The following is a 24,819-nucleotide window of genomic DNA, read 5'->3' as shown; positions in this document are numbered from 1 at the left end:
AGTGCTATCAAACTCGTAACGTTTTGCAATACTCTGCACTGCTCGAACGAATGATCTGCTTTCCCGAGTTTGCGCGACGACCTGCCTGAGCGCTTTTATGTAGTGCGTTTGTATCAAAAACGCTGAAATTCAGTACAATCGCACTACATAGCTGGCGATTTGTGGTCAGTGCGCATCCGAACCACAAGATGTTGTGGTTTTACGACACGCAGGTCACGCAAAACACTTCACCTACTACATAAAACTATTCTGTTATTAGCAATCAATCAATAGATTTTTTTGTAAAAGAGAACGATTGTAAAAACTTTTCCTTAAAGTTCTGTTAAAGTCTATTTTTTCTTGCAATTCGTTATGGGGGGGGGGGGGTATATTTGCTAAATGCTTTTGCTTGAGTACTTTAGTAAAGCTGCGCGTTCTGCTGCTTTATTGTTGTGCTCACATGTGGAATCGCATTAAGCGTTGTTTGTAAATGCTGCAATTGCTAAATGCTAGTTCATGTATTTGAATGCTCTTAGTACTTCTGTACTTGATACGTGTAGTATTCTGCCCAATTTTGGGATTCGTGTAAAAGCAGGGTGTTGCTTATGCAATAGCCGAAATTGCCAAAATGGCTAGGATGTACAAACTAGCCAAAAATGACAATCGAAGGTGAGTCGATTATGTTACCTGCAAAGTTTGCTCGTTTCGCATCTCGCGTGTACTGCATTGCGCAGAAGGTTTTTTCTGTGAGCGATACTGACAATGCGAATAGCGTGGCAGATGCGCCTGCTGGTTCTGACTCTACCTATTCAACGCGCCCAGATTCCGATTACCACAGTGCGCCAATTTATTCGTACTCAAATATGCAAGTAAATTCTTCATCATCTTCTTTATCTTCATCATCTTCTTCTTCATTATCGGATAATGATTCATTAAGTTCATACATAGGTAAAACAGCAAGAAAATCGCATATCTTCCGAAACATGATTCTTGCAATAATTGTCACCTTTGCCACCATAGTAACCATGCTCATCGTGCCGCCAGTGAATAGTGCTAATGCGGCAAGTGTTTGGTGGGATTACGCTGGTAACGGTTATGTTGCTGCTACAACTGAAGATAATAAAGGTAGAAAAGATGAAGAGCATACTTATGATGCTGCTGATGCATTTAGAGATATGAGGATTGAAGATCCTGTTATTGAAAAAGAAAATGGAAGAACGAAAGTAACTTATAAAATAATTTTCAACAGGAATGCTGAGTTTGCTAGGCAGCTTGATTCAGGTGAGATGCAGCCTAAAGGAAATAAACCTAAAGACGGTACTGCTTATCTGGGTAGACCTACGCTTTCATTGTTCCTGCCTAAGGGTTTAGATAAAAGTTCAATACTTGTTAAACGTTATTGGGAAGGTTCAAGCGGTAAGATAAACATCGGTGAGACTTCTGCACAGCTTGTTCGTGAAGATCAAGATGATATGCGTATTGGTACTCTTAAAACATATGGAGGAAAATGGACAGCTTGGACATATACTAAAAATCCTAATGATAATGGTCAGCTTAATGGTTTCAACAATAACTGGAATGATAATCTTGGACCTTCGAGTGGAGACAATGGCGTTGGCGGTGGCCTTCCAAATCCTTACAAATACTCGCGATTACAAGGGAATACTGAGGATTGTCAGTATTCTATGTGCGAAATAAAAAAGTGGAATGATAGAAATCTTTTTGAGACAATGTTCGCGAGCTGGGAGTGGTCTAATGATAGACGTTATACGTGGATTGTTACTGCCTACCTAGCAAATGGATACACTGAAAAAGATGTGTATACAAAAATGCCTGTTGCTGCTGGTTTTAGAAGTGATTATCGTAGAAATAAGTACGCGGTTTTTGGTCCATTTGATACTGATGGTGATGGCATACCTGATTATGTGGAACACTTGCATAACATGAACCCTAAAGGTGTGAATGACATTGATTACCCACAGTATAACGATTCTATGCTGAAAGATTACGGTAAGGATAATGTTCCGCTTACTACTTATGGTCGTCCAGTAACAGTAAAGCCTTTTATCAAAACGGGTAAATGGGAGGGTGACAGTTCTAAAGGTAAATTTGTGTATGATGGAAAAACTTCCACTGATTTACCTGATGATATTGGTATACGATACTCAATTGTAAACAAGTCTGATAGTAGTATTCAAACAGTAAATTCTCCTAATAATATGCCTGAAGGGTCTGTTTATATTAATCCTAATTCAGGATACATAACATATAATCCTCGTAAATCTGATAAAGATAAGACTTTTACTTTTGGCACAAAAATTACATATCCTAATCCCGAATTGTACAATTGCAACAATTCTAAGACTCTTGAATACACTCACAATACGAAGGTTAAGGTCATACCTCAATCGTGGATATACAACCCTGTGTATGAGACGTTAGAAAATGTTGAGCCTACTGCGAAGAATGCTTATGCAAATCCACCTACTAGTGCTAAAGATTCAAAGAGAAAAAATAACGTTATTATTCAAGAGGGTCCTCTTCCTCGAGGTACTTCATTCGTCTTAAAAAAATATACTAAGAAATTAGGCGATAGCACTATTGACATTAGTTCTAAGGTATTAAGTTGGTCAAAAATTGAGAATAATGATTTGAATACAGGTAGGGTACATTTTACTCCAGGTAAAGTTGATCAAGGCAAAAGTGAACAGACGCCTGTGCTTGTTACCTATCCAGATGGTTCTACTTCTGCAGATCCTTACTCAGCGAATGAGGGTGCTCCTGTTTATGCCAAAGTCACCGTAAAAAAAATTATTGCAGGTCAAGGTGACTTACATTTAGCAATAAATAAAGGTAACGATAATTATAGTCTAAGTGGTATTGGAGTGGATTCGAATAGGCCGCTGAATCTTACTATCAATGAAAAAATGAAACCAAATTTGATTCTTGACTCATGGTCTAATGTTAATCAGGGCAAGATTGTATTTCGTTCTATTTGTTACGAAGAGAAGAATGATATCACAGCAAATCACACTTTTATAAAAAGTAGTTCTGATAGTTTTAATGGATTGCATCTTGGAGATCCAGTGCAATGGGAACGTGCAAGCGAAAAGCAAGAAGCACTATGTACAAGAGATAATCTTAAGTGTGAAACTAATAAGTATCTTTATAAAAAAGATTATGAAAAAGATACTATGGAGCGTTCTCGCGCAACAATCAGTGGTACTCCTATCTCTAAAGGTACCTTTGGTTGCAGAGTGTTTGCGTTCCATCAAGGTAGCCAATTATTAGAAAACTTTGATAAATTAGCTAAAGATTCTCCGTCTCTTATGAAGGATTATAACTCCGGAGATATGGCTTCATCTCTTTTCCGCTTTACTGTTTACTCACTGTCTCACAGATACAACCCTAGTTATGTGCCTATAACTGCTAGAGCTGGTAACTTTACTAACAGTACAAAAGTTATTGATGGTAAAGTGTACAAGAATACAACTTCATCTCCTACAAGCCAGAAAAATGCTAACAATGCCAATAAGAATCAGGGTGATGTTAAGCAAGGCCCACTTCCTGACGGAACATGGTTTGAGTTTAAAAAATATAAAACTGGTGATAATAAGTTAAACTGGGCTGATTGGGAACCTGAAAATCAAAGTAATAAGCCAAAGAGCGGAAATAAAGGCAATGATTCATCTGAGGGATCTGGAAGTAGATTTGGTAAGGTTACGTTCCGACCTCATAAGTGGATGGAAGATGGTGATTACAATCAGCCTGTAGTTGTGCACTATCCAGATGGTTCTACTTCTGAAGACCCAGATTCAGGTAATCTTGGAAACCCCGTGTACGCGAAGGTACATGTTGTTCGAGAAACTCCACGTAATGGTGATTTAAAGCTCCATATTCTTGGAAGTAACGAGTATAAGAAGAATAAAAAAATTCAAGATAAGCTTGTTGACTCTTGGTCAACATATAAGCCAGGTCTTATTTATCAACGCATGATTTGCTATGAGAAGGATACTAAGACTGGTAAAGCTAAACCTAATTCTTACAAACTTGGAGGAATTAATGGTTTAACTCTTGTTGGTCCAGGGAACACTTCTTCTCCAAAACAGTGGTTGCATGCTACGGATAATGCTTTGCGTAAGAAGTGTAATAAATCTAATGGTAGTGGATGTAATATTTCAGATTACCTTTATGACTATGACGTGAATGCCAATGGTAATAATGAAACTACTGAGCGTACTAATGGGTATATTAAAGGTACTCCTAAGAATTACGGTGACTTTGTTTGCAAAGTATACGCTATTAAAGATCTTGTCATTAAAGGTAAGCATGGAAAACTGCAAGATAAGTTCGATGGAATTGTAAGAAAGCACCTTTCTTCAGGTAATGTTTTCGATCAGATTAAAACTGTTTTAAATAATAAAACAAATGCAAATAATCCTGAGCTGGATACTGTAAATAGTATTGACTGGTCAGTAAGTACGTTAAATATTTCCGTGCATCCAGATTCTCACTACTATAACCCAAAGTATGAGACCATTACCCTTGATGCTGGTACTCACGGAACTTCTGGCGCGCCGCAAAGTACCAAGAATGCAAATGAAGCTACCTACAATCAGGATGATATTAAAACAGGCGATTTGCCTGCTGGAACTTGGTTTGAGATTAAGAAGTATAAATCTGAAAATGCAAATATTCCATTGTTAACCTACGCTTTGTTTGAAAATGGCCAAGATAATACCGATGATAAAAAGAATGCTAAGGATAAAACCCAAGCTGGTAAATTCGGCAAAGTAGCTTTTTATCCTCATAAGTGGATGCCTGCCACGACAGAGAATAATCCTGATAAAGTGCCTGTTGTTGTTCACTATCCAGATGGTTCCACTTCTCAAGATGAAGATTCTGGTAACAATGGTAAGCCTATTTATGCGTCTGTGAATATTTTGCGACCATGGAAGTTGAATGGTGATTTGCATCTTAACGTATACAAGCAGTATGAAAATGGCAAGTTTACTGGACCTGTAGACGATATTAATGGCATTACTGTTATGAAGGGTATTGGCTTGCTGAAGAATATGGGTATTGACTCTTGGTCATCTCATAAAATTGGCGGCATTACTCTTAGATTACTGTGTAGGGAAGGTAGTGCTACTTCTAACAGCAGTAATTCGCAACAGTGGAGTGAAAATCTCGATAAGCTGTTCTTCAAACTTGATTGGCAGAAGGCATGGGATCATGCAAGCTTCCAGGAACAACAGGAGTGCCGTAAGAGTGGTAAAGCTGGTGATGGCTGCAATCCTGCAGGTAAGTACCTTTTGTTTGACAGCACTGGAAATACAACAGAGCGCGCAAGCGGAACTATTACGAGCAGCAAAGCGCCTACTCAAACTGGAGAATACTATTGCGCTGTGTTTGCGTTGAAGCCTGATGCTTTGGATACATACAAAGCGGCTGTTGGTGACGATCACAAAATTGACGTTACAAATAACGACATTGCAGCAACGATTAATCCAACTGGTAATAGGGATGAAGATTGGGCTGTCAAGTATTTCCCAGTACACGTGGTCGAACAATTTAAGCTGCCGAAGACAGGCGGGGAAGATTGCGTGAACTGGAACATGCTGATGAGCGTGCTGTGCGTGATTGGCACGGGCGTGATGGCAGCTGGGTTCTTCCTTGAGCAAACCAAGTGGGGGCGCGCGATGCTTGATGCGTTGTTGCGTAAGACACTGATTAAAGATTTTATCTGCAAAACTGCCAAAAAGCTTCGCGCTTTAAGGCGACGTAGCGAAAGGTGGCGATGCTGATGAAAAAATTTGCACGCAATCCTGCTAGTCGGCTAGTCGAAAGAGTAGCGCTGGCTTGCAAGCTTGCGGTGCGATTCTCGCTAAAACTTGTTGCGTACTACGATTCGCGTAAACATTAGCGCGATGAATAATTGTGGCTCGTTCGCAAATTGTGGATTGATCACGAACCGTGGCTTGCTTACAGATTGTGGCTTGCCTATATATCGCAACACAAAATAAACAATAAATATTAAACAATAACCGTATTTTCCTCAAAAACCTGCCCAAAAGGGCACTGATATAAAGGAGAAGAAAGTGAATAAGTTCACTAAACAATGCGTTGCCGCGGTGGCTTCGCTTGCAATGGCTGGCACGCTGTGCGTTGCTGGCGCCGTGGTTGCTGGCAGCTCCGCTTGGGCTGCTCAGACTGCTGCTGAAAAGGCTCCATGGGATACAACTCTTGAAGCCAACAAGAAGGGTTCCATTACCATCCATAAGAAGGATAATACTTCTGGTAACTCTGTTGGTCTTAACGGCGCAACATTTACAGTCAAGAAAGTTTCTAAGATTGGCAATGAGAATATGTACGATCTTAAGACCGAGGATGGCTGGATTAAATTAGCAGCTAAGGTTAATGATCTAAATCAGGCGATTATCGATAAGAAAATTACCGAAAAAGTTTCTATGGATAATTCGTTCGGTACTGGTGGAAAGATGGAAGAAACAACGAAGAATGTTTCTAACGAAGATGGTGTAGCTGAGTTCAAGAATCTTGATATAGGATTGTACTATGTTGAAGAAACTGGTGTTCCAACTGGATTTACACCTGAGTTTAATCCATTCTTTGTGACAGTTCCTCAGATTACACGTGCAGATGCTACTAATAAGAATACTTACACTTACTCTGTTAGTGTTGAGCCAAAGAATCGTAATGCTAAGAATGATGTTCAAAAGGATGCTTTGACTGGGAAAATTGTTGGTGTTGGTGACACACTGCCATATAAGATAACAGCTAAGGTTAAGTTACCTGCAACACCTATTAAAGTTAACAACGGTAATGATTTTGATGCCAAAAACATTATAGATTTTGCTATTTTTGATGACGCGTTGAAATCTGCTTATGATGATCTGGAAGTAAATAAGATTCAAGCTGATGTTAACGTTGGAGAGTATGACACTATTAAAAGTGAGCTAAAGTCTGCTACATCGCAAAAACTTGAAAAGAATACCGATTATACTTTAACTGTTGTAGACACGACTAATGATGCTACTCGTAGTCATATTCTTTTTGCTTTCAATGAAACAGGTAGAGGCAAAATTACAAAGAAATTTGCTGGTGATACTAATAAAGATATTCGAGTTATTGTTACCTTGAATCTTAAAGTGAAGAAAGATTTTGGCAATAGTTCTAATACTTCTGAACTTATCAACAAGTATGGTTTCAATCCTGGTCACGTTCCTGGCGGTACTACTCCAGATATTCATGGTGATGATAATAAGACAAACTTCCGTAAGTTCCATATTTTGAAGTACAACGGAACTGATACAGGTCAAACAAAGACAAAAGTATTGAGTGGTGCGCAGTTTAAAGCATTCGATAATAAGACTGAAGCTGATAAATGTGCTAAAGATCCAGACACAGAAGCTAATTGTAGTGCAGCACTGCCTGGATTTGCTGATAATGGTAAGAAATATATGGAGACAAATAATCAGGGCAAAACTAATGATTACAATGCTAAAGTTACTAGTGCAAATAGCAAAATCTATGTTGTTGAGATTAAGGCTCCAAATGGATTCATACGTTCTGAGCAACCTCATGAGGTGGATACTAGTTCATCTGGTAATTCTGTAGTAGAAGTTCCAATAGCAAACCTTCCAGATAATAAGAAGGATGGAGGAAATGATTGGTTCAAGCTTCCAAAGACTGGTGCTGCTGGTGTGATTATCTTCGCTCTCGTGGGTCTTGGTCTTGTGGGCTCTGGTATGTTCGTATTCCTTAAGAATCGCAAGAAGGAAGAAGAGCAGCAGGCTGCGTGATTTGCTCAGTTGATTAGCAAATCATAAAGATTGAGTCTATAAGATTAAATCTATAAACGATTGAGTCTAGGGCAAAAACCCTAGACTCAATCCTATGTGGACTGTTAAAACAACAAAACCCGTCGTTTTTCCGCTTTTTGTTGTTGATTTTGTGGTTTTAAGCAACATTTTCGGTAAGTTTTTCCCGATTTTGTTGTTAATTTTGCCGTTTTGAGCAACAAAAAGCGCAAAATCCCACTGCGTTTGTAGCAAAATCAAACCAAATATTATCTTTAATTCAATAGCTTGAGCTTGGAGGAGTTATGAAGCTAGCCGATATTAGCAATTTGTGCCACTCGTTGAGTGAGCGCGCTGTTGCTAAATTGTTTAAGAATAAGGCGAAGCGTACCTCCAATGTGGCTGGCACGAGCAGTGTGGCTGGTGCGAGTGGTTTGCTAGCGGATAAGTCGCAAGCAACCGAAGAGCAAATTCCACGATCCAACTCAAGCAAAAATATAAACCAAAATACACTTAAAACTAAAAAAATAACTAAAAAGAAAAGCACACTGATGCGTATCTTAGAGCCGATTGCGCTGGTTCTTGCAGGCATTTTGTGCTTTAGCTACCCTGTGTGCTCAACGCTGTGGAACAATCACGTTTCGAAGGAGATATCGACAGCGTACGACAAGTATAATCACGATCAGGCTGGCGACGTGCGGCGCGCGCACATTCGCGGCGCAAAGCGCTACAACGCAACGCGCAAAGACATGCTCACGCGCGACCCGTACGGAGGCGACGGTCAGGAAGATATAACTAACACGCCTGGATACAAGCGTTATCTTAAAACGCTTGAGGAGCCGATGGGCATTATCGGCATTATAAAGATTCCGAAGATTGGCGTAAAGCTGCCGATTTACCACGGTACAAAAGAAGATACGCTTGCACGAGGTGCGGGGCATTTGTACGGCACGGATTTGCCAGTGGGCGGCAAGGGGCGGCATACTGTAATCACCGCGCACACTGGTTTGCCGAACGCAACCATGTTTGATTCGCTAACAGACCTTAAAAAGGGTGACTACTTTTATCTTGATGTGCAAGGGGAGACCTTGCGTTACAAGGTGTTTCGTATAAACGTGGTGGATCCGCACGATATAAGTTTGCTGCAGCGCGAGAAGGGGCGCGATTTAGCTACGCTGCTTACTTGTACGCCGTATGGTGTGAACTCGCATAGGTTGCTGGTTACGGGGTATCGTGTGCTGCCGGACCCTGTTGCGCCGCCAGAAGACCATGTGCAATGGCCGCTATGGATGACGTTGTTTGTTATTGCGATGATATTCTCGGCGGCGATTCTTGCCATGATGATCACTGTGGTTGCTGGTAAGAGGCGGCGTAAGTGGGATATTCGCGGCAAGCACATACTGTGGGTTGGGCGCGGCGAGATTAAACTGCGCTAGCGCTATTTCCCGATTTTGTAGTCCAACACGCTGTTTAGAGCTAGAAAGTGCGTCACATCGTTCGCGCGGATTAGCCGCGCTCACGTCTTCGCCGCGCAGAAGCAGTGCTTCTGCCTTGAGCGGCTCAGCGCTCCGAATTGCCTTCGCGCGCTACGCTTTAAGCGCGAAGGCAGGTCGTCGCGCATATTTTCAGGCGATTATCAGACTTATAACAAAATTACGAGTAGAATAAGAACCGTGATACTTGATCGTCATAATCGTTTAAATTTGGCCGAACTTTACGCAAGCTTGCAAGGTGCTGGCGATGGTGAGTCGCCAGAGACCGCTGCGGAAAAATCGCAAGCAACCGCCGACGAAAAGTCCGCGCAAAAATCACCTATAAAAAGCGAAACTCCGCATCTTCCGCCTGAGCAGATGGACGAATTCGTAAACATGATGCAGGTGTATGAAGGCGCGATGTACGAAATCAGCACGAAGCTGGAGATTTTGGACGGTGAGTTTCAGGTGCGATTTTCGCACAATCCCGTGCATCACATGGAGCGGCGACTAAAATCCGTGCACTCGATTTTTGAGAAGCTGCGCCGCAGAAACCTAAGCATATCAACGCGTTCGATTCGTGACAATCTGTTTGATGTGGCTGGAATCCGCGTGATTTGCAACTATCGCGATGACGTGTATGCGGTTGCGCAATACCTTTCCAAGCAAACGGATATTCAAGTGTTGCAGGTTAAGGATTACATTAAAAACCCAAAGCCGAACGGGTATCGCAGTTTGCACGTGATTTACGCTGTGCCAGTGTTTTTGTCGTCGGGTGCGCATTACACGCCGGTGGAGGTGCAATTCCGTACAATCGCAATGGATTATTGGGCGAGTTTGGAGCACGCGTTGCGCTATAAGGCTGATTTGCCGGACGCAAAGTTGGCGGAGCATTCTAAGACGCTGCTTGAGTGCGCGCAGAATTTGCAGGCAATTGAGGCGCAAATGCAGGGTATTCATCGCGATATTAATGGTGCGCCGCGCGTGGAGGATGCGCCTGAGTCGTAACAACTAATGCATATTGATCTGTGCGACACACATAGTCGTACAAATGTACTATAATTAAATACTTAATAAGGATTTAGGAGGAATTATGGGAGATTTTGGAAATTTTAACAGCAATTATGCTGGCAACTTTGCACAAAACCCAACAATTGTCGACGCGCAGGCTACTTATGTGCGCGAGCAGGCAGAGCGAGTGAGTGTGCGTCGAGTTTACGCAGAGATGACTGTTGGACTAATTGTCACAACGCTTGTGGCAATGTTTACGCAAAGTACGGGTGCGCTTTACTCTTACTTGTATGCTACGGGTCGATTTGGATTCTTCGGCATTATTATTGCGCAAGTGGTGCTTGCTGTTGTGCTTGGAATGCGCGTTATGAAAATGAGCGTTTTTGCTGCGCGTGCGATGTTCTATGCGTATGCTGCGCTTACTGGCTTTACGCTTAGTACGATTTTTACTGTGTTTAGTCTAGGCTCTATTGCAATGGTTTTGGCTTTAACTGCTGGATTCTTCCTGTGCCTTACAATGCTTGCGCTCACTACAAAAGTGAATATGCTTAAGGCTGGTCCTATTCTTATGGTGGCTTTGCTGGTGTTGTGCGTGAGTCAGGTAATTCTTATGTTTGTTGCTCCAAGTGCTGGAACAATGCGATTTATTGCTGCGATTGCAGTGCTGATTTTTGCAGGTCTTACGGCTTACGATGCACAGAAAACTCGTGCGATTTTTGAAGCGTATGCTGATCAGCCAGAAATGATTAAACGTATTTCGATTATTTGCGCGTTTAATCTTTATTTGGACTTCATCAACATGTTTGTGTACTTGCTGGAGTTGCTGGGAAATAGGCGCGACTAGATACGAGTATGTGCGTTTTCCTAGGGATTATGGTAGGCTATTCGCTTGTGTGATTGATGTGCATACTGCGTAGCAATCACACATGGATGGGTGTCCGAGCGGTCTAAGGAGACGGTCTTGAAAACCGTTGTAGGGAAACCTACCGCGAGTTCGAATCTCGCCTCATCCGCGAACGGGGTTTCTAGCAAATTGCTAGAAACCCTTTTTTCATGCCGAAAACCCTTGATATATCAACGTTTTTGGCTTGTTTTTGTGTGTATGCGTAGTGTGTTTGCGCGACGACCTGCCGTATTTTGGTACAATCGCACTACGGTTTTGTGTGTATGTGTAGTGCGTTTGTATTAAAAAACACCGTAATTCAGTACAATCGCACTACAGCTAGATAGAACGATAGTTATGCTCTTGAGATGTGATGGAGTCAAGTACGAATCGCGCGCCACTTCGATTCTTCTGGCTGCTTATAAAATCCTGCGGAGAATAAGGCGCTGCGCTGTTAAACATCTCCTCGTATTGCGAAACGCTTAATTGCGTGCGATTGTTTAGCGACTTTAAGTGCTGATTAGAAAACAGCGCGCTACGCCAGTCTGGAACAAGTGTTGCGCTAAAGAATTCTGCTACAGCGCCAGAACCGTAGGAGAACAAGCCGATTTTTTGACCTGAGAGTAAAGGAGACAGGCATGTCGGCGATTCGTTTGTGTGTGTTGCGGAAGATAAGTCGCAAGAAACCTCACTATCGCCATCAACCGCAGAATCGTCAAAATTCTTAAAATAATCGTAATCAAGTAAAGAAATTAATCCTAAATAGAGTGAACCAGTGTAAATATTACCGATTCGGCGACTATATTGTGTGCTGTCTTGGTATCGCGCAAGAAGACGTTCGCGCGTATCGCTTGTAATAGGCGCGCTCGACTTTTCCTCCAACCCAGCTCGAAGCGCTTTAAGCCCCATTTTTGTGTATGGAAGATGGAAGCAAATCGCCTCAAAATCGTTGAAATTGCAGGCGTTTTCCGCACTGTACCGCTGCCACACGTCGCAGAACATGCGAATGTATTGTTCGGTTGAAAACTTTCCGCGAGCCAACGCCGTGCTTTGATATACGGGACGCCAAAAATCCTGGATTTCCGCCGATTTTACAACGCTGTCGTCGTTGATTTGCAACACGTGTGGATTCTCGCTTACAAGCATCGCCACAGCACCAGCGCCTTGCGTCACCTCGCCAGGAGTGCCAACGCCGTAGCGCGCAATGTCTGCAGCAATCACCAAAACTTGCGCGCCAGGATGCGTCAAAACGTAGTCACGAGCCATCATAAGCGCCGCAGTTCCGCCATAACACGCTTCTTTTACTTCCACGCAGCGCACCCACGAGCTAAGGTTTAGAAGTTTGTGAATATAAAGCGCGCTGGATTTGCTGGCGTCGACGCCGCTTTCTGTGCCAACGATCACCATTTTGAGGCGGTTGCTGTCGATGTACTGCATAAGCGGCAGAGCAGCTTGAGCGCCAAGTGTTACGATGTCTTGGTGGTTTGGTGGCACTGCCTGTTGGCTTTGACCGATTCCGATTGTGAATTTGTTCGGGTCTATTCCGCGCTCAATCGCAAGGTCGCGCATGCTTAGATAGCAATTTGGGGTTGCGAAAGTTATGCGGTCGATTCCGACTTTTGGCGTGTTTTTTGAAGTATTGCTCATGATTTCCTATTTTTTTTTAAGGCGATTTTTTTTTAAGGACGATTTTAGTGGTGTAAATTTTACGGCGTGGTTGCTGGCGACTTATCCCAAACAGAAGGAAGTCGCAGTTAACCGAGTAACACGTGTAATTATCATTTTAAACTCTAAGTATTTTTGTCTTTTCGCAAATTATCAAGAATCATCCTTGCAGAATTCGTGTTTAAATCGGAAGAATTTTCGTTTAGAAGCGCGTGCACAACTTTTTGAATTTCGTCTCCGCGCGCTCCAGATGCTATAGCGATATTTGCGGCTTGAAGGCGCATGTGACCAGCTTGGATTCCAGGACCTGCGAGTGCGCGAAGAGCCGCCAGGTTTTGCACGAGTCCTACGGCTGCTAGAACGTTACGGAAATCATTGGCGTTATTGACTTTAGAAACTTGCAGCGCGACTTTTGACATTGGGAGCGAGGCGATTGCGCCGCCCACTGTGCCGATTTGCAACGGGATTTCGATGCGACCGTAAAGGATTTGACCTGAATTTTGCAAGGTCCAGGTTGAAAGAGGCATGTAACGACCAGATTTTGCTGCCCATTCGTGTGCGGCGGCTTGTAATGCGCGCGTGTCGTTGCCAGATACGAGTGCTGCTGCAACTATTCCATTTAGGATTCCTTTGTTGTGGGTTGCAGCACGCTCCGCGTCTACGGCGGCCAGGGAGCTTAAGGCGGCGATGCGGCGCGCAAGGCGCATGCCGTCGGCATCTCCAGCCGCGGCTGTTTTTGCGCTAGTCACAAGCGCTTCTACGGGTATGCGCACTTCGGCGACTGTTGCCGCGCGGCTGGAGTTGGCAAGAATTGCCACCAGCGCCTTGCGTCCAACCCAGCTTTCCAGCTGGGTTTTAACAGCTTCGCCAATGGTGTTTGCTATGTTTGCTCCCATTGCGTCGCATGCGTTTATGTCTAGTGTTAGCTTGGCGAAGCCTGTTAACGCCGCCGCCTGCGCGCGTTCTAATCCGCCGCCGCGTTGGTATATTGATGGGTGTGCGGAGCGCGCAACCTCACTAATCGCCGTGCGTTTTGACTCATTACGCATTATGCTATCTAGTTTTTTGGCTACGCTTCCGTCCGCGTCTTCAAAAACTATTTGTGCGCGCGTAACGTAATGTGCGCTGTGTGCTACAACGCCGTTTTCTAGGCTTTTTGCTGCGATTTTTGCACCGTTGCATGCGGCAGCGATCACGGATGGCTCTTCTGTAGCCATCAGCACGTTTTGCATAACTCCGTTTACTTTTAGGCCGCGCACAACGCCTACTGGCAGGCTGAATCGCCCGATTTGGTTTTCGATCATGCTGTTTGCAACGCTTGCAGGAATGTTTGTTTCGCTGCTTTGCGCGAGTTGTGCGAGCAGAAGTTGCGTGTAATCGCCGCTAAGCGCGCCCTCTGATTCCAGCGTTTTTATGCGCTGTTCTACGCTTAATTCTCGAAAAGCTGCCATGTTTCTCCATTTTTTTTTTGACGTCATTTTCGCGATTTTCACTTTTGCAATGTTGCTTTGACGCTATTGACGCTATTCAAGTCGCCGGCAACCGCCACATTCACCGCCAGCAACCGCGCGTATCACAACACTCCGTATGCGTTCTGCGACTTACTTCGCGCGTGTCACAACACGTGCACGTCTATCACACGTCTACTTTCGCATCCTAACTTGCATGCTCACTCCAATTCCGCCTCCCACGCACAGAGCTGCAACACCGTTTTGCATGTGATTGTCTCTAAGTGCGTAAAGAAGTGTTGTTAAAATCCTGGCTCCGCTAGCGCCCAAAGGATGCCCGAGCGCAATCGCGCCGCCTCTTATGTTCAGTTTGCTTTCGTTGATGTTCAGCTGCTGGCACACGGCTATGCTTTGTGCGGCAAACGCTTCGTTAATCTCAAAAAGGTCAATGTTTTCAACGGTGTAGCCCGTGTTTTTTAGCATGCGTTCCATAACGTGTTTTGGCGCGTAGCCCATAAGGTCTGGACTGATTCCACCTTCTGCAAATCCTACGATTTCTGCCAAATAGTCGATTCCGTGCGCGATTGCGTAGTCTTTGCTCATTAAGACGAGTGCTGCTGCGCCGTCGTTTATGCCGCTTGCGTTTCCGGCTGTTACAGTAGGAGAGTGTTTTGCTCCAGAATACGCCTCGCGAGTTTCATCTGCCTCGCGCATTCCACCAGTTTCGCACCTGTCAAAATCCGCCTCAAACAACGTTTTAAGCTTAGAAAGTTTCTCTATAGAAGTGTTGGCGCGCGGATGCTCGTCTCTGTTAATCACAGTTCCGTCCAAAAGCTGCACGGGTGCAATCTCCGCGTCAAAATCGCCGTTATTTTGCGCGAAAACGGCTTTCTGGTGCGATTTTAACGCAAAAGCGTCTTGCTGCTTGCGCGTTATGCCAAACTTCGCGGCCACGTTTTCGGCAGTAACTCCCATTTCTTTGCCAGTAAAAGCGTCACAAAGTCCGTCTTTTTTTAGTCCATCAACCAGTGCGCTGTTGCCGTAGCGAAGGCCACCAAATCGCACGTTTTGCGCGTAAAACGGCACGTTGCTCATGCTTTCCGTGCCTCCAGCAACTACCACTTTTGCATCTCCCATGCAAATCGCAGATTGCGCAAGGCGAATGGCTTTAAGACCAGATCCGCAAACTTCGTTGATTGTCATTGCGCAACTTGACTCGTCAAGCCCCGAGCTAAGGGCGATTTGGCGCGCAACGTTTTGACCGCTGCCTGCTTGAAGTACGTTGCCAAAAATCGCTTGATCTACAGATTTTGGACTGATTTTTGCGCGTTCGATTGCGGCTTTTGCTGCGATTGTTCCTAACTCAACAGATGTGAGCGATTTCAACGCGCCTCCGAATTTTCCTATCGGTGTGCGCGCTGCGCTTACAATCACAACATCACTCATACGTTTAGCCGCCAATCAGTTGAAAACTAGCCGATTAAAGCTATCTTGATCAAGCTATCTTATTGAAAATTATTAAAAATTGCATGTTGAAAGCTAGCACATTTAGAGTAATAGGTTTCAAACACCAACCGAACTACTTTATCGTATTTTTACGCAAAATTGCGATTTGTGAAGAATTATGTTTAATTTTTTCACAATTTGCGCACAATCATATTGACTTGGCTATTGGCGGAAGGTGATTGACCCATCGTTAGGATCCATCGACTCCACAATCGCCAGCGAATCCAAGTCATATCCAGCTTCGCGCAACGCATCTCCGCCGCCTTGGAAGCCTTTTTCAATCGCAATGCCAATGCCAGCAACCGTGGCTCCAGCGTGATCGCAAATGTCAATCAACCCTTGCAAAGCTTTGCCATTAGCCAAAAAATCGTCCAAAATTAAAACGCGGTCGTCTGCGCTCAAATATTTTCTAGACACAATTACAGGGAATTCGCGTTGCTTTGTGAACGAGAATACGGTAGACACGTATTGATCGCCATCCAAGTTGATTGATTGCGCTTTCTTTGCAAAAACCACTGGAACGTTGCCAAAATGACGCGCAGCAACGCACGCGATTCCGATTCCCGAAGACTCGATTGTTAGGATTTTGTTGATTTGCGTGTTTTTAAAATGCTGCGCCCATGCAGCTCCCATTGCGTCAAAAAGCGCGCAATCGCACTGGTGGTTAAGGAATGCGTCAACTTTCAAAACATTTCCTGGCTTAACAATGCCTTCTTTTTGGATACGTTCTTCAAGTTCTTGCACGATTATTCCTTTCAAATTGCGCCGCATTTTGCGTGTGTAGCGTGTATTTGTATAGCTTACCCCCAGCTTTGACTCACTTGCGCGACGACCTACCTTTTCGCTTGAGAAGCGTAGCGCGAAAAGGTAATTCGGAGCGCTGAGCTTGCTCAAGGTTGAAAGCACAGTGTGCTTTCAACGCAAGCGAGGACGTGAGCGCGCTGTAACGCGCGAGCGACAAGACCTACCTTTTCGCTTAGAGCGTAGCGCGCGAACGATGCAAAACGTTGTTTAGAGCTACAAAGTGCGTCAGTTTTTCCGCTTTTTGTACGTGATTTGGGTCAAATGTGCTACAAAGTGCGTAAGTTGCGTAATGCGTATAGTGCAAAACGCACGATTTGTGTTTGGCTGCCGTTCGTTAAAATTGGTTAGAGTTTAATTTTTGCGATTTGGAACACGGGAGTGAGGGGCTTTTGAGCAAGTACGGTTACGATTTTGATTTGTTTGGCAATCCAGAAGATGCCGACGAGCAGAGCGATGCTTCTATTAGCAATGCTCCTATTAGCGATGCACCTATTAATAAAGATATGACGAGCGAAGTTTCTGCTTCTACGGTTGCTGGCGATTTTTCCGCAAAATATTCAAATTCCGTACAATCTTCCCAAACAGCTCAATCTTCTGCCGCTGCCCAATACGCTCAAACATCCGCACAATCTTCCAACATTCCTGAAATCAACCCACAATCGCTTTTAGAAGGCTTAAATCCACAGCAATCCAAGGCTGTTCAATACACTGGCCCAGCGCTTTTAATCGGAGCTGGCGCAGGCAGCGGCAAAACGCGTGTTCTTACGCGCCGAATCGCGTGGATTTTGGCTAATCGCAAGGCGTGGCCGAGCCAAATTCTTGCAATCACGTTTACAAATAAAGCGGCTGCGGAGATGCGCGAGCGCTTGGCGAGCTTAATAGGCAATAGTGCAAATAGCATGTGGGTTTCCACTTTCCATTCCGCTTGCGTTAAAATTCTTCGCGCTCATGGCGATTCAATCGGCTTAAAATCAGGTTTTTCTATCTACGATTCTTCCGATTGCGAGCGTCTTGTTAAAATAATCGCATCCGAATTGAATATCGATATTAAAAAGTTTACTCCTAAACTTTTATTGTCTAAGATATCTGATTTCAAAAATAATTTGGTTACTTGGCAGGAAAATCTTAAAAATTACGCACCAGATTATAAGCCAGGCGCGTCTGTATCTGGTGCATCTAGCTTTAATGCTGCTGGCAATGCTGATGCGCTTTATGCTGCTGTTTACGCGGAGTATCAAAATAGGCTTAGCGTTTCGAATGCTGTTGATTTTGACGATTTGATTATGTTAACGGTTAAGCTTTTGCGCCAAAATCCGCAAGTTAGCGCGTATTACAAGCGAAAGTTCCGTTACATTTTGGTTGACGAATATCAGGATACCAATCACGCGCAATACGTGTTGATTCGTGAGCTTGCAGGTGTGGATGATTATTCCACTGATTCCACTGTTTCACCAGATTCCACTCAACTTCCGCAATCTTCAATCACGGTTGTTGGCGATTCCGACCAGTCAATTTACGCTTTCCGCGGTGCAGATATTCGCAATATTCAAGACTTTGAGCAGGATTTTCCAAGCGCTACAACAATTATGTTGGAGCAGAATTATCGCTCTACGCAAACCATTTTGGATGCTGCAAATGCTGTGATCTCCAACAACGCTAATCGAAAACCTAAAAAGTTGTGGACATCTTTAGGCAAAGGTTCGCCGATTGTCGGTTATGTAGCAGATAACGCGCAAGGTGAGGCTTCTTGGGTTGCTCAAGAAATCGCGCGTTTGGCAGGCGAAGATGGCGTAAACTATTCAGATATTGCGATTATGTATCGCGCAAATTCGCAATCGCGTAGCTTAGAAGATGCGCTTATTAAGTCGGGCTTGCCTTATCAACTTGTTGGCGGAACTAAGTTCTATGAGCGTCGCGAAGTCAAAGATGCGCTTGCTTACTTGCAGTCGATTGCAAACCCTGATGACGATGTCAATATGCGCCGCATTTTAAACGTTCCGAAGCGTGGTCTTGGTGCGCGTGCTGAGTCGCAGATTACGTCTTATGCAAAAGAAAATTCTATAAGTTTTTGGTCTGCTCTTAGTCAAATAGATAAGATTGCAGAACAAATTGGTATTTCATCTAGAACTTTTAATGCGCTTAAGAGTTTTAGGGATCTTATGACTTCGCTTATTGACTTTATGAAAGCTAACGATTCCAAGCCTTCTAAGGTTGTGGAGAACGTGCTTAACGAGAGCGGATTGTTGCAGGATTTGCGAGAGTCTAAGGACCCTCAAGACGAATTTAGAGTAGATAACTTGTCTCAATTACAATCTGTTGCAGCCGAGTATGAGCAGAATACGCCTGATGCTAATGTCGCTGGTTTTTTGGAGACTACGGCTTTGGTTGCGGATTCTGATCAGCTTCCAGACCAGGGCGAAGATACTGGAAAAGTTACGCTTATGACGCTTCACACGGCTAAAGGTTTGGAATATCCTGTTGTGTTTTTGACTGGAATGGAGCAGGGCACTTTTCCTCATTCGCGCTGTGTTGACAATCAAAAGGAGCTTTGCGAGGAGCGTCGTCTTGCATACGTTGGCATAACTCGCGCTAAGAAGATTTTGTACGTCACTTGGGCGGCTGAGAGATCGCAATGGGGCAAGTCAGCGGAAATGATACAAAGCCAGTTTTTGGACGAGATTCCTGCCGATTTGATTTCTTGGAAGCGCAAGGAAGCAGATGTTATGCGTGCTGGGCTTAGGGGAGCGGGCAGTGATTTTGACCGCGATTTTGACCGCGATTTTGGAAGCGATGGTGGTTGGGACGACGATTCGTACACCACTTACGGCGGATCGAGTTACCGAAAATCGCATTATGGCAAGTCGTATAGCTCAAAGTCTTATGGCTCTAATTCATATGGCAATTCATATGGCAAGTCGTATGGTTCAAAGTCTGGCAAAGTCACCACTCGTATCGCCAGAAAATCTAGTGAATCATACCAGCATCAATCATCCACATCAAATTTGCAGTCATCTTCATCATCGTTGTCTTACAAAAAACAAGGTTTGCAAGAAAAGGACAATCACTTAAATATCAACGATTTTCATGAAGGCGATAAAATTTCGCACGACACTTACGGTCTTGGAACTGTTCTTAAAACGCAAGACAAGGGAAGAAACTCGATTATCACAGTTGACTTTGGCTCGGATGGTGTAAAAAGACTCATGTTAAGAGTTGCACCAATTGAGAAATTGTAAAATTGTAAATTTTTTTGTTTTATAAATGTTGCACTTAAAATAATGAAATCCTATTGAAGATTACTTTAAATTGTTAATTGTAATATTGTTATAACTAGTGCGTGATTATATACACTAAAACAAAATATTCAAGACTTGTTTTCTATTAAGCTATACGAAAAAATATAAAAGTAGGAAAAATATAGAAGTAGACGAAACCGCAAATGTGTAAGATTCGTGACTCAAGAGTAAGTCGATTAAGCTCTTAAACATTGCGATTGTATTTATAATGAGATTTTAAAAGGCGTGGCGCTTACAAACGTGAGTGCCGTAAAGCGTGTTGCGTTAAAGAGCAACACTAAAAAATAATAACTAGATTTAATGAGGTATTTATTATGAAAAACAAATTATTCGCATCGCTTCATGCAATTATTTTTGGAATTCTTATTGCTATAGCGCCATTGACATTTGCAAAACCATGCTCAACTGGAGGCATGCATAAAATGCAAAAAATGCCTATGATGATGCAACCTATGGCATGCTACTACACCGGCCGCGTGGCTATTGGAATTGGCGTAGTTATTGCAATTCTAGGCATTATTGCGCTATTTGTTAAAGAACACGTTCGCGCTGGCTTAAATATTGCTGTAATCGCTAACTCTCTGTTTATGATTGCTACTACAACATTCCTTATTGGTGTTTGCAAAAGTCCAATGATGCATTGCGCATCTGTTATGCGTCCAACGTTGATTGTGCTATCTGTACTAGCGTTGGTGTTTGCATCCGTTAGCGTGTATCTCGATACTAAGTCTGCTTGCTAGTGCGCATCTAAGTAATTTACTATGCACACTATTACATTAAAGAGATTGCCGCTAGAAAACCTAAAGCAAAAGCCGCTTAGAACCGCCGCGTTAATTGTGGTTTCCGCGTGCTTAGCTGCAGTGTTTTTTGGCGGCTCACTAATCTCCCTAAATCTTTCTAATGGTTTAAGTAGTATGCGCGCTCGCCTTGGCGCGGATATTATGGTGATTCCGCAAAACACATACAATCGTGCGGAAGCGTTGCTAACTAATGGCGGATCGAGCACGTTTTACTTTACGAACAATATTGAGGATTTTGTGCGAAAATCAAAAGGCGTTGAAAAAGCAAGCGTACAAACTTACATATCTTCTCTATCTGCTGGATGCTGCGCAGAAAAGTTGCAAATCATAGGTTTTGACCCTACGAGTGACTTTGTAATCGCGCCATGGATTTATTCGCAACACAAAAGCGAGCTTAAAAAAGGGCATATGATTGCAGGCGCAAACGTGCTTGTGTCTTACAAAAATACTGTTCGCTTGTATGGGCACGAATGGCCGATTGTTGCGCAACTTGCTAAAACGGGCACTAGCTTAGATAACTCAGTGTTTGTAAACAGAGACACGATTCCAGCGGTTATTAAATATTCTTCTAAAGTTGGGCACACTGCGATTCCTGCAAAATACGCGCGCAAGGCAGTTAGCGCTGTTCTTGTAAAAGTGAGCAGGGGTTTTAGCGCTCAAAAAGTTGCGGAAAATATTCGTAAAACTAGCGGAATTAAAAGTCTTGGAGTGGTCTTTCCAGGCGGAATTACAGAGCAGACTAAAAAGAGCTTAGAGGTGCTAAATAAGGCGATTTTTCTTGGCATTCTTGCGTTTTGGCTTGTGGGCGTGTTGATTCTTGTGTGCGTTTTTGCGTCTTCTACATCGGAGCGCAAGAGGGAATTTGCTTCATTGAGGATTCTTGGTGCAAATAGGCGCATGCTTCTAAAGATGGTCGCGCGTGAATCGTCTGCGATTGGTTTTGGCGGAGGCGTGATTGGCGTTGCTTTTGCTTCGCTTATTTTGTTCCCATATAATGTTGTTATTTCTCAACAGTTGCAATTGCCGTACTTGGAGTCGAATGTTTGGTTTGTGTGCGCGCTTGCGGCAGTTTCTGTAGCGTTTTCGTTCGCTAGTGTTTTGGTAACTTCTGCGATTATTGTGGGGCGAATCGCAAGCAGGGAAGCGTATTTGACTTTAAGAGATGGCGAATAAAATGGCGAATAAAGTTGTTAGTAACGATTTAGTAGTAAATCTTAAAAATGTCACTCGCGAATTTAAACGCAAAAATAGGAAGTTTATTGCTGTAGACAATGTTAATTTTTCGCTTAAAGCTGGCGACTTTGTTGCGATTGTGGGCAAGTCTGGCAATGGAAAATCTACTCTTTTAAACATGATTGCAGGTCTTTTAAAGCCGACGCGTGGAAACGTTACGATTTTTGGATGCAATATTTCACTGCCTTCTATAAGCGACGAGCAAATTTCTGCGATTCGCGCAAAAAACATTGGTTTTGTTACGCAATCGCAGACGCTGCTTGCTAATTTGAATGTGATAAATAACGTTATTTTGCCTGTTAAGATTTTTGATGCTTCTTCTAAGCGAATAGGCGATTTTACGGAAAAACTTGAGCCAGAAGATTGTGCGAATGTGACTTCCTTCGCTATGGATTTGCTTAAGCGACTTAACGTGGACGATCTTGCGCATTGTTATCCACGTGAGCTTTCTGGCGGAGAAATGAGACGCGTTATGATTGCGCGCTCTTTGATTAACAACCCGCGTTTACTGCTGTTGGATGAGCCTACGGGCGATTTGGATTCGCAAAATACTCAAACTGTGGTGTCTTTGCTGCGCGATTGTGCGGCTTCTGGCGCGGCTGTTTTAGTCGTTACTCACGATGAATCTGTTGCTGCAAGCGCTGACTGTGTTTACACAATGGACTCTGGCATACTTCGTGCACTCTGTGACTGAGCTTTGTTGCGCGGTTTTCCTATTTAGAGTTGCTGAGGGCTGGGTGTTTCTGCGTTCGCGCGGTCTAAGCGCGCTCGCGCCTTCGCTTGCGTTGAAAGCACACTGTGCTTTCAACTTTGAGCAAGCTCAGCGAATCGAGGTGACTTCTCGCGCATTATGCAGCTCGAAGTCGTCGATTCGCACAACGCTCCGCCTCTTACGTGTTGGTTGTTGTTGCGGTTGTTCCGTTTTGTCTTTGATTTTGTTTTTGGATTGAGGTTTGTTTGTAGTGGTTGATCATTTGGATTATTTGGTATCGGCTGCCGCTCTTATACTGTTCGACCAAGAATCACCCAGCCCTCTTACGTGCTTGAACAATTGCGTGGTTTTTATCACCGAGATTCTCGATTTTTCTTGCTCTCTCGGCGAGTCACCACCTTCGGCGCTGAGGCTCACCTCGTTCACGGCGAAAAACCTCGAATCTTCACCTAGCTTGGTGTAATATGCGTGCAAAAGATGACGTTGATGCGAGCGCGAGTATCTACGGCGCGGAGTAGTATGAGAAACGATGCCTATTTTTTGTAGGCATTATCTGGAGCCTTAGCCCATCAGTGGGTCGGCGCGCAAGAATTATGGCGTTATTTCAGCGTTTTAATGCTTTCGCGTTCGTGTGTTAGCACGAAGAAGCACTGGAGAGGCCGGCTCAGCGTGAACAATCGTAAATGTTTGGTTCACGTTCCGTTCAGATAACGACAGAATAAAGGATTAGTAATGACTAATATTCAGCGTTCTCGCCGTCAGGTGCGTCTTTCTCGCGCCCTCGGCATCGCTTTGACCCCAAAGGCTCAGCGTATTTTCGAGAAGCGTCCATATGCTCCAGGTGAGCACGGCCGCACTCGTCGTCGTACCGAGTCAGATTACGCAGTACGTCTTCGCGAGAAGCAGCGTCTTCGCGCTCAGTACGGTCTTTCCGAGAAGCAGCTTCGTGCAGCTTACGAAAAGGGTACGCACACTGCAGGTCAGACTGGTGACGCAATGCTCACCGATTTGGAAACCCGTCTTGACGCTTTGGTTTTGCGCGCAGGTTTTGCTCGCACAACCGCTCAGGCTCGCCAGTTTGTTGTGCATCGTCACATTTTGGTAGATGGCAATCTTGTTGATCGCCCATCCTACCGTGTTAAGCCAGGCCAGACCATTCAGGTTCGCGCTAAGAGCCAGACAATGGTGCCATTCCAGATGGCTGCTGAAGGCGTTCATCGTGACGTTTTGCCAGCAGTTCCTGGTTATCTCGATGTGAATCTTGCCTCTTTGAAGGCTACTTTGACTCGTAAGCCGGAAGTCGATCAGATTCCAGTTGAAGTCAACATCCAGTACGTCGTCGAGTACTACGCTCGCTAAATTCTGGATTTCATTCTTAAGGACATACCGCTTGACCCCTGCTGTGCATTGCATAGTGGGGGTCAATGCGTTTTATTTGCTATTCTTCCCGTGTTTTGTAGTTCTGATTGGTGTGTTGGACTACAAAGTGCGGAAGTTTTTCCGCATTTTGTTGTTCAACACGCTGTTTAGAGCTACAAAGTGCGGAAAATACTGCACGAATCGTAGTGCATTTGTATAAAATCAGTATGAACTACGTAAAAGTTGGTTACATGTTGGTGCACATTAACTTTTGTTTGGGATTAGTCGCCAGCAACCGTACATTTTGTAACAAAACAGTTTAATAAAAAAACAAAATCATATATAATTATTCACAATAATATTCGTTATATCACAAAATATAACATTCTGCGAGTGTTGAATCAGAAAATATATAATAGATAACTAAGCGTCTAGTAAGCGTTGTAAGTAAGAAGATACAAGAATAAGAAGTTATACGAAAATAAAAGAAGATAAAGAAGAATAAAGAGACGATGGAGTCAAAGATGTCTCAAATTAGCAATGAAGAAGATGTGAAAGCGGTGCAAGAAGCACAGCAATATATGACTGCGCACAACGCACAGTATGCAGAAGATGCAGAAGATGTAAGAGACGCAAAAGACGTGTTAAGCAATAACGTTTTTGAAGGGGATGATTTTGTGGAAAAGCCTAAAAAAGTTGCAGGACTTCACAATATTCCAACAACAGCTGGTTTCGCTGGTCCTGGTGGTGGATTTGAAGGTGGCGCTGCAGCAGGATTTGAAATTGATGAAGACGGCACTACGCATAAGAAGGCAGATGAGCGTCAAGTTG

The 24,819-nt window shown here is 43.7% G+C and carries 14 protein-coding genes and 1 tRNA gene; 11 read left to right on the top strand and 4 right to left on the bottom strand.

All coding sequences use genetic code 11. The features are described 5' to 3' along the window. Positions 1-659: 659 nt before the first annotated feature. The 6 genes from HXT19_RS04730 to HXT19_RS04705 all read left to right on the top strand — a co-directional run bounded on the left by HXT19_RS04730 (position 660) and on the right by HXT19_RS04705 (position 11,295). The gene (locus HXT19_RS04730; protein WP_422118833.1) at positions 660-5,786 is read left to right on the top strand and encodes a Rib/alpha-like domain-containing protein; all 5,127 of its coding nucleotides are present in this window, start codon (positions 660-662) and stop codon (positions 5,784-5,786) included. A gap of 294 nt (positions 5,787-6,080) precedes the next feature. Further along, positions 6,081-7,802: a SpaH/EbpB family LPXTG-anchored major pilin gene (locus HXT19_RS04725; RefSeq protein WP_285085125.1), complete on the top strand. Its 1,722-nt coding sequence runs from the start codon at positions 6,081-6,083 to the stop codon at positions 7,800-7,802. Between the two features lie 302 nt (positions 7,803-8,104). After that, on the top strand, positions 8,105-9,235 hold the full coding sequence (locus HXT19_RS04720; protein WP_248911765.1) for a class C sortase: 1,131 nt from the start codon (positions 8,105-8,107) through the stop codon (positions 9,233-9,235). Between the two features lie 237 nt (positions 9,236-9,472). Further along, on the top strand, positions 9,473-10,279 hold the full coding sequence (locus HXT19_RS04715; RefSeq protein ID WP_019261378.1) for a GTP pyrophosphokinase: 807 nt from the start codon (positions 9,473-9,475) through the stop codon (positions 10,277-10,279). A gap of 85 nt (positions 10,280-10,364) precedes the next feature. Further along, positions 10,365-11,126, top strand: a complete 762-nt coding sequence (locus HXT19_RS04710) for a Bax inhibitor-1/YccA family protein (RefSeq protein WP_004117411.1) — start codon at positions 10,365-10,367, stop codon at positions 11,124-11,126. An 84-nt stretch (positions 11,127-11,210) separates the two neighbouring features. Next, positions 11,211-11,295: transfer RNA gene (locus tag HXT19_RS04705), tRNA-Ser, on the top strand. 209 nt (positions 11,296-11,504) lie between these two features. On the opposite strand, the gene HXT19_RS04700 is transcribed toward HXT19_RS04705, so the two are convergent. The 4 genes from HXT19_RS04700 to HXT19_RS04685 all read right to left on the bottom strand — a co-directional run bounded on the left by HXT19_RS04700 (position 11,505) and on the right by HXT19_RS04685 (position 16,528). Next, on the bottom strand, positions 11,505-12,812 hold the full coding sequence (locus HXT19_RS04700) for a hydroxymethylglutaryl-CoA synthase (protein ID WP_101890361.1): 1,308 nt from the start codon (positions 12,810-12,812) through the stop codon (positions 11,505-11,507). 143 nt (positions 12,813-12,955) lie between these two features. Further along, the gene (locus HXT19_RS04695) at positions 12,956-14,281 is read right to left on the bottom strand and encodes a hydroxymethylglutaryl-CoA reductase, degradative (RefSeq protein ID WP_422118600.1); all 1,326 of its coding nucleotides are present in this window, start codon (positions 14,279-14,281) and stop codon (positions 12,956-12,958) included. 192 nt (positions 14,282-14,473) lie between these two features. Further along, a complete protein-coding gene (locus HXT19_RS04690) occupies positions 14,474-15,724 on the bottom strand; it encodes a thiolase family protein (RefSeq protein WP_004114646.1) in 1,251 nt (416 codons plus the stop codon). A gap of 222 nt (positions 15,725-15,946) precedes the next feature. After that, positions 15,947-16,528, bottom strand: coding sequence for a xanthine phosphoribosyltransferase (locus HXT19_RS04685; RefSeq protein ID WP_004113391.1), 582 nt, complete (start codon positions 16,526-16,528; stop codon positions 15,947-15,949). A 449-nt stretch (positions 16,529-16,977) separates the two neighbouring features. Here HXT19_RS04685 and HXT19_RS04680 point away from each other — a divergent pair, with 449 nt between their 5' ends. The 5 genes from HXT19_RS04680 (at position 16,978) to rpsD (ending at position 23,988) form a co-directional block, all read left to right on the top strand. Then, positions 16,978-19,824, top strand: coding sequence for an ATP-dependent helicase (locus tag HXT19_RS04680; protein ID WP_422118599.1), 2,847 nt, complete (start codon positions 16,978-16,980; stop codon positions 19,822-19,824). 374 nt (positions 19,825-20,198) lie between these two features. After that, on the top strand, positions 20,199-20,624 hold the full coding sequence (locus HXT19_RS04675) for a DUF4418 family protein (RefSeq protein ID WP_020761348.1): 426 nt from the start codon (positions 20,199-20,201) through the stop codon (positions 20,622-20,624). Between the two features lie 21 nt (positions 20,625-20,645). Continuing rightward, on the top strand, positions 20,646-21,857 hold the full coding sequence (locus tag HXT19_RS04670) for an FtsX-like permease family protein (RefSeq protein ID WP_415703001.1): 1,212 nt from the start codon (positions 20,646-20,648) through the stop codon (positions 21,855-21,857). Further along, on the top strand, positions 21,847-22,611 hold the full coding sequence (locus HXT19_RS04665; RefSeq protein ID WP_422118598.1) for an ABC transporter ATP-binding protein: 765 nt from the start codon (positions 21,847-21,849) through the stop codon (positions 22,609-22,611). The genes HXT19_RS04670 and HXT19_RS04665 overlap by 11 nt, the downstream gene beginning before the upstream one ends. Positions 22,612-23,361: 750 nt before the next feature. Next, on the top strand, positions 23,362-23,988 hold the full coding sequence (gene rpsD, locus HXT19_RS04660; protein WP_004113375.1) for a 30S ribosomal protein S4: 627 nt from the start codon (positions 23,362-23,364) through the stop codon (positions 23,986-23,988). The last annotated feature ends 831 nt before the right edge of the window (positions 23,989-24,819 follow it).

Origin of the sequence: Gardnerella sp. DNF00038 (assembly GCF_049262855.1) — a bacterium.
In the GTDB taxonomy this organism is placed as follows: Bacteria; Actinomycetota; Actinomycetes; order Actinomycetales; family Bifidobacteriaceae; genus Bifidobacterium; species Bifidobacterium vaginale.
The sequence above is the reverse complement of the archived record's forward strand: the minus strand, read 5'-3'. Positions and strand labels throughout refer to the sequence as shown.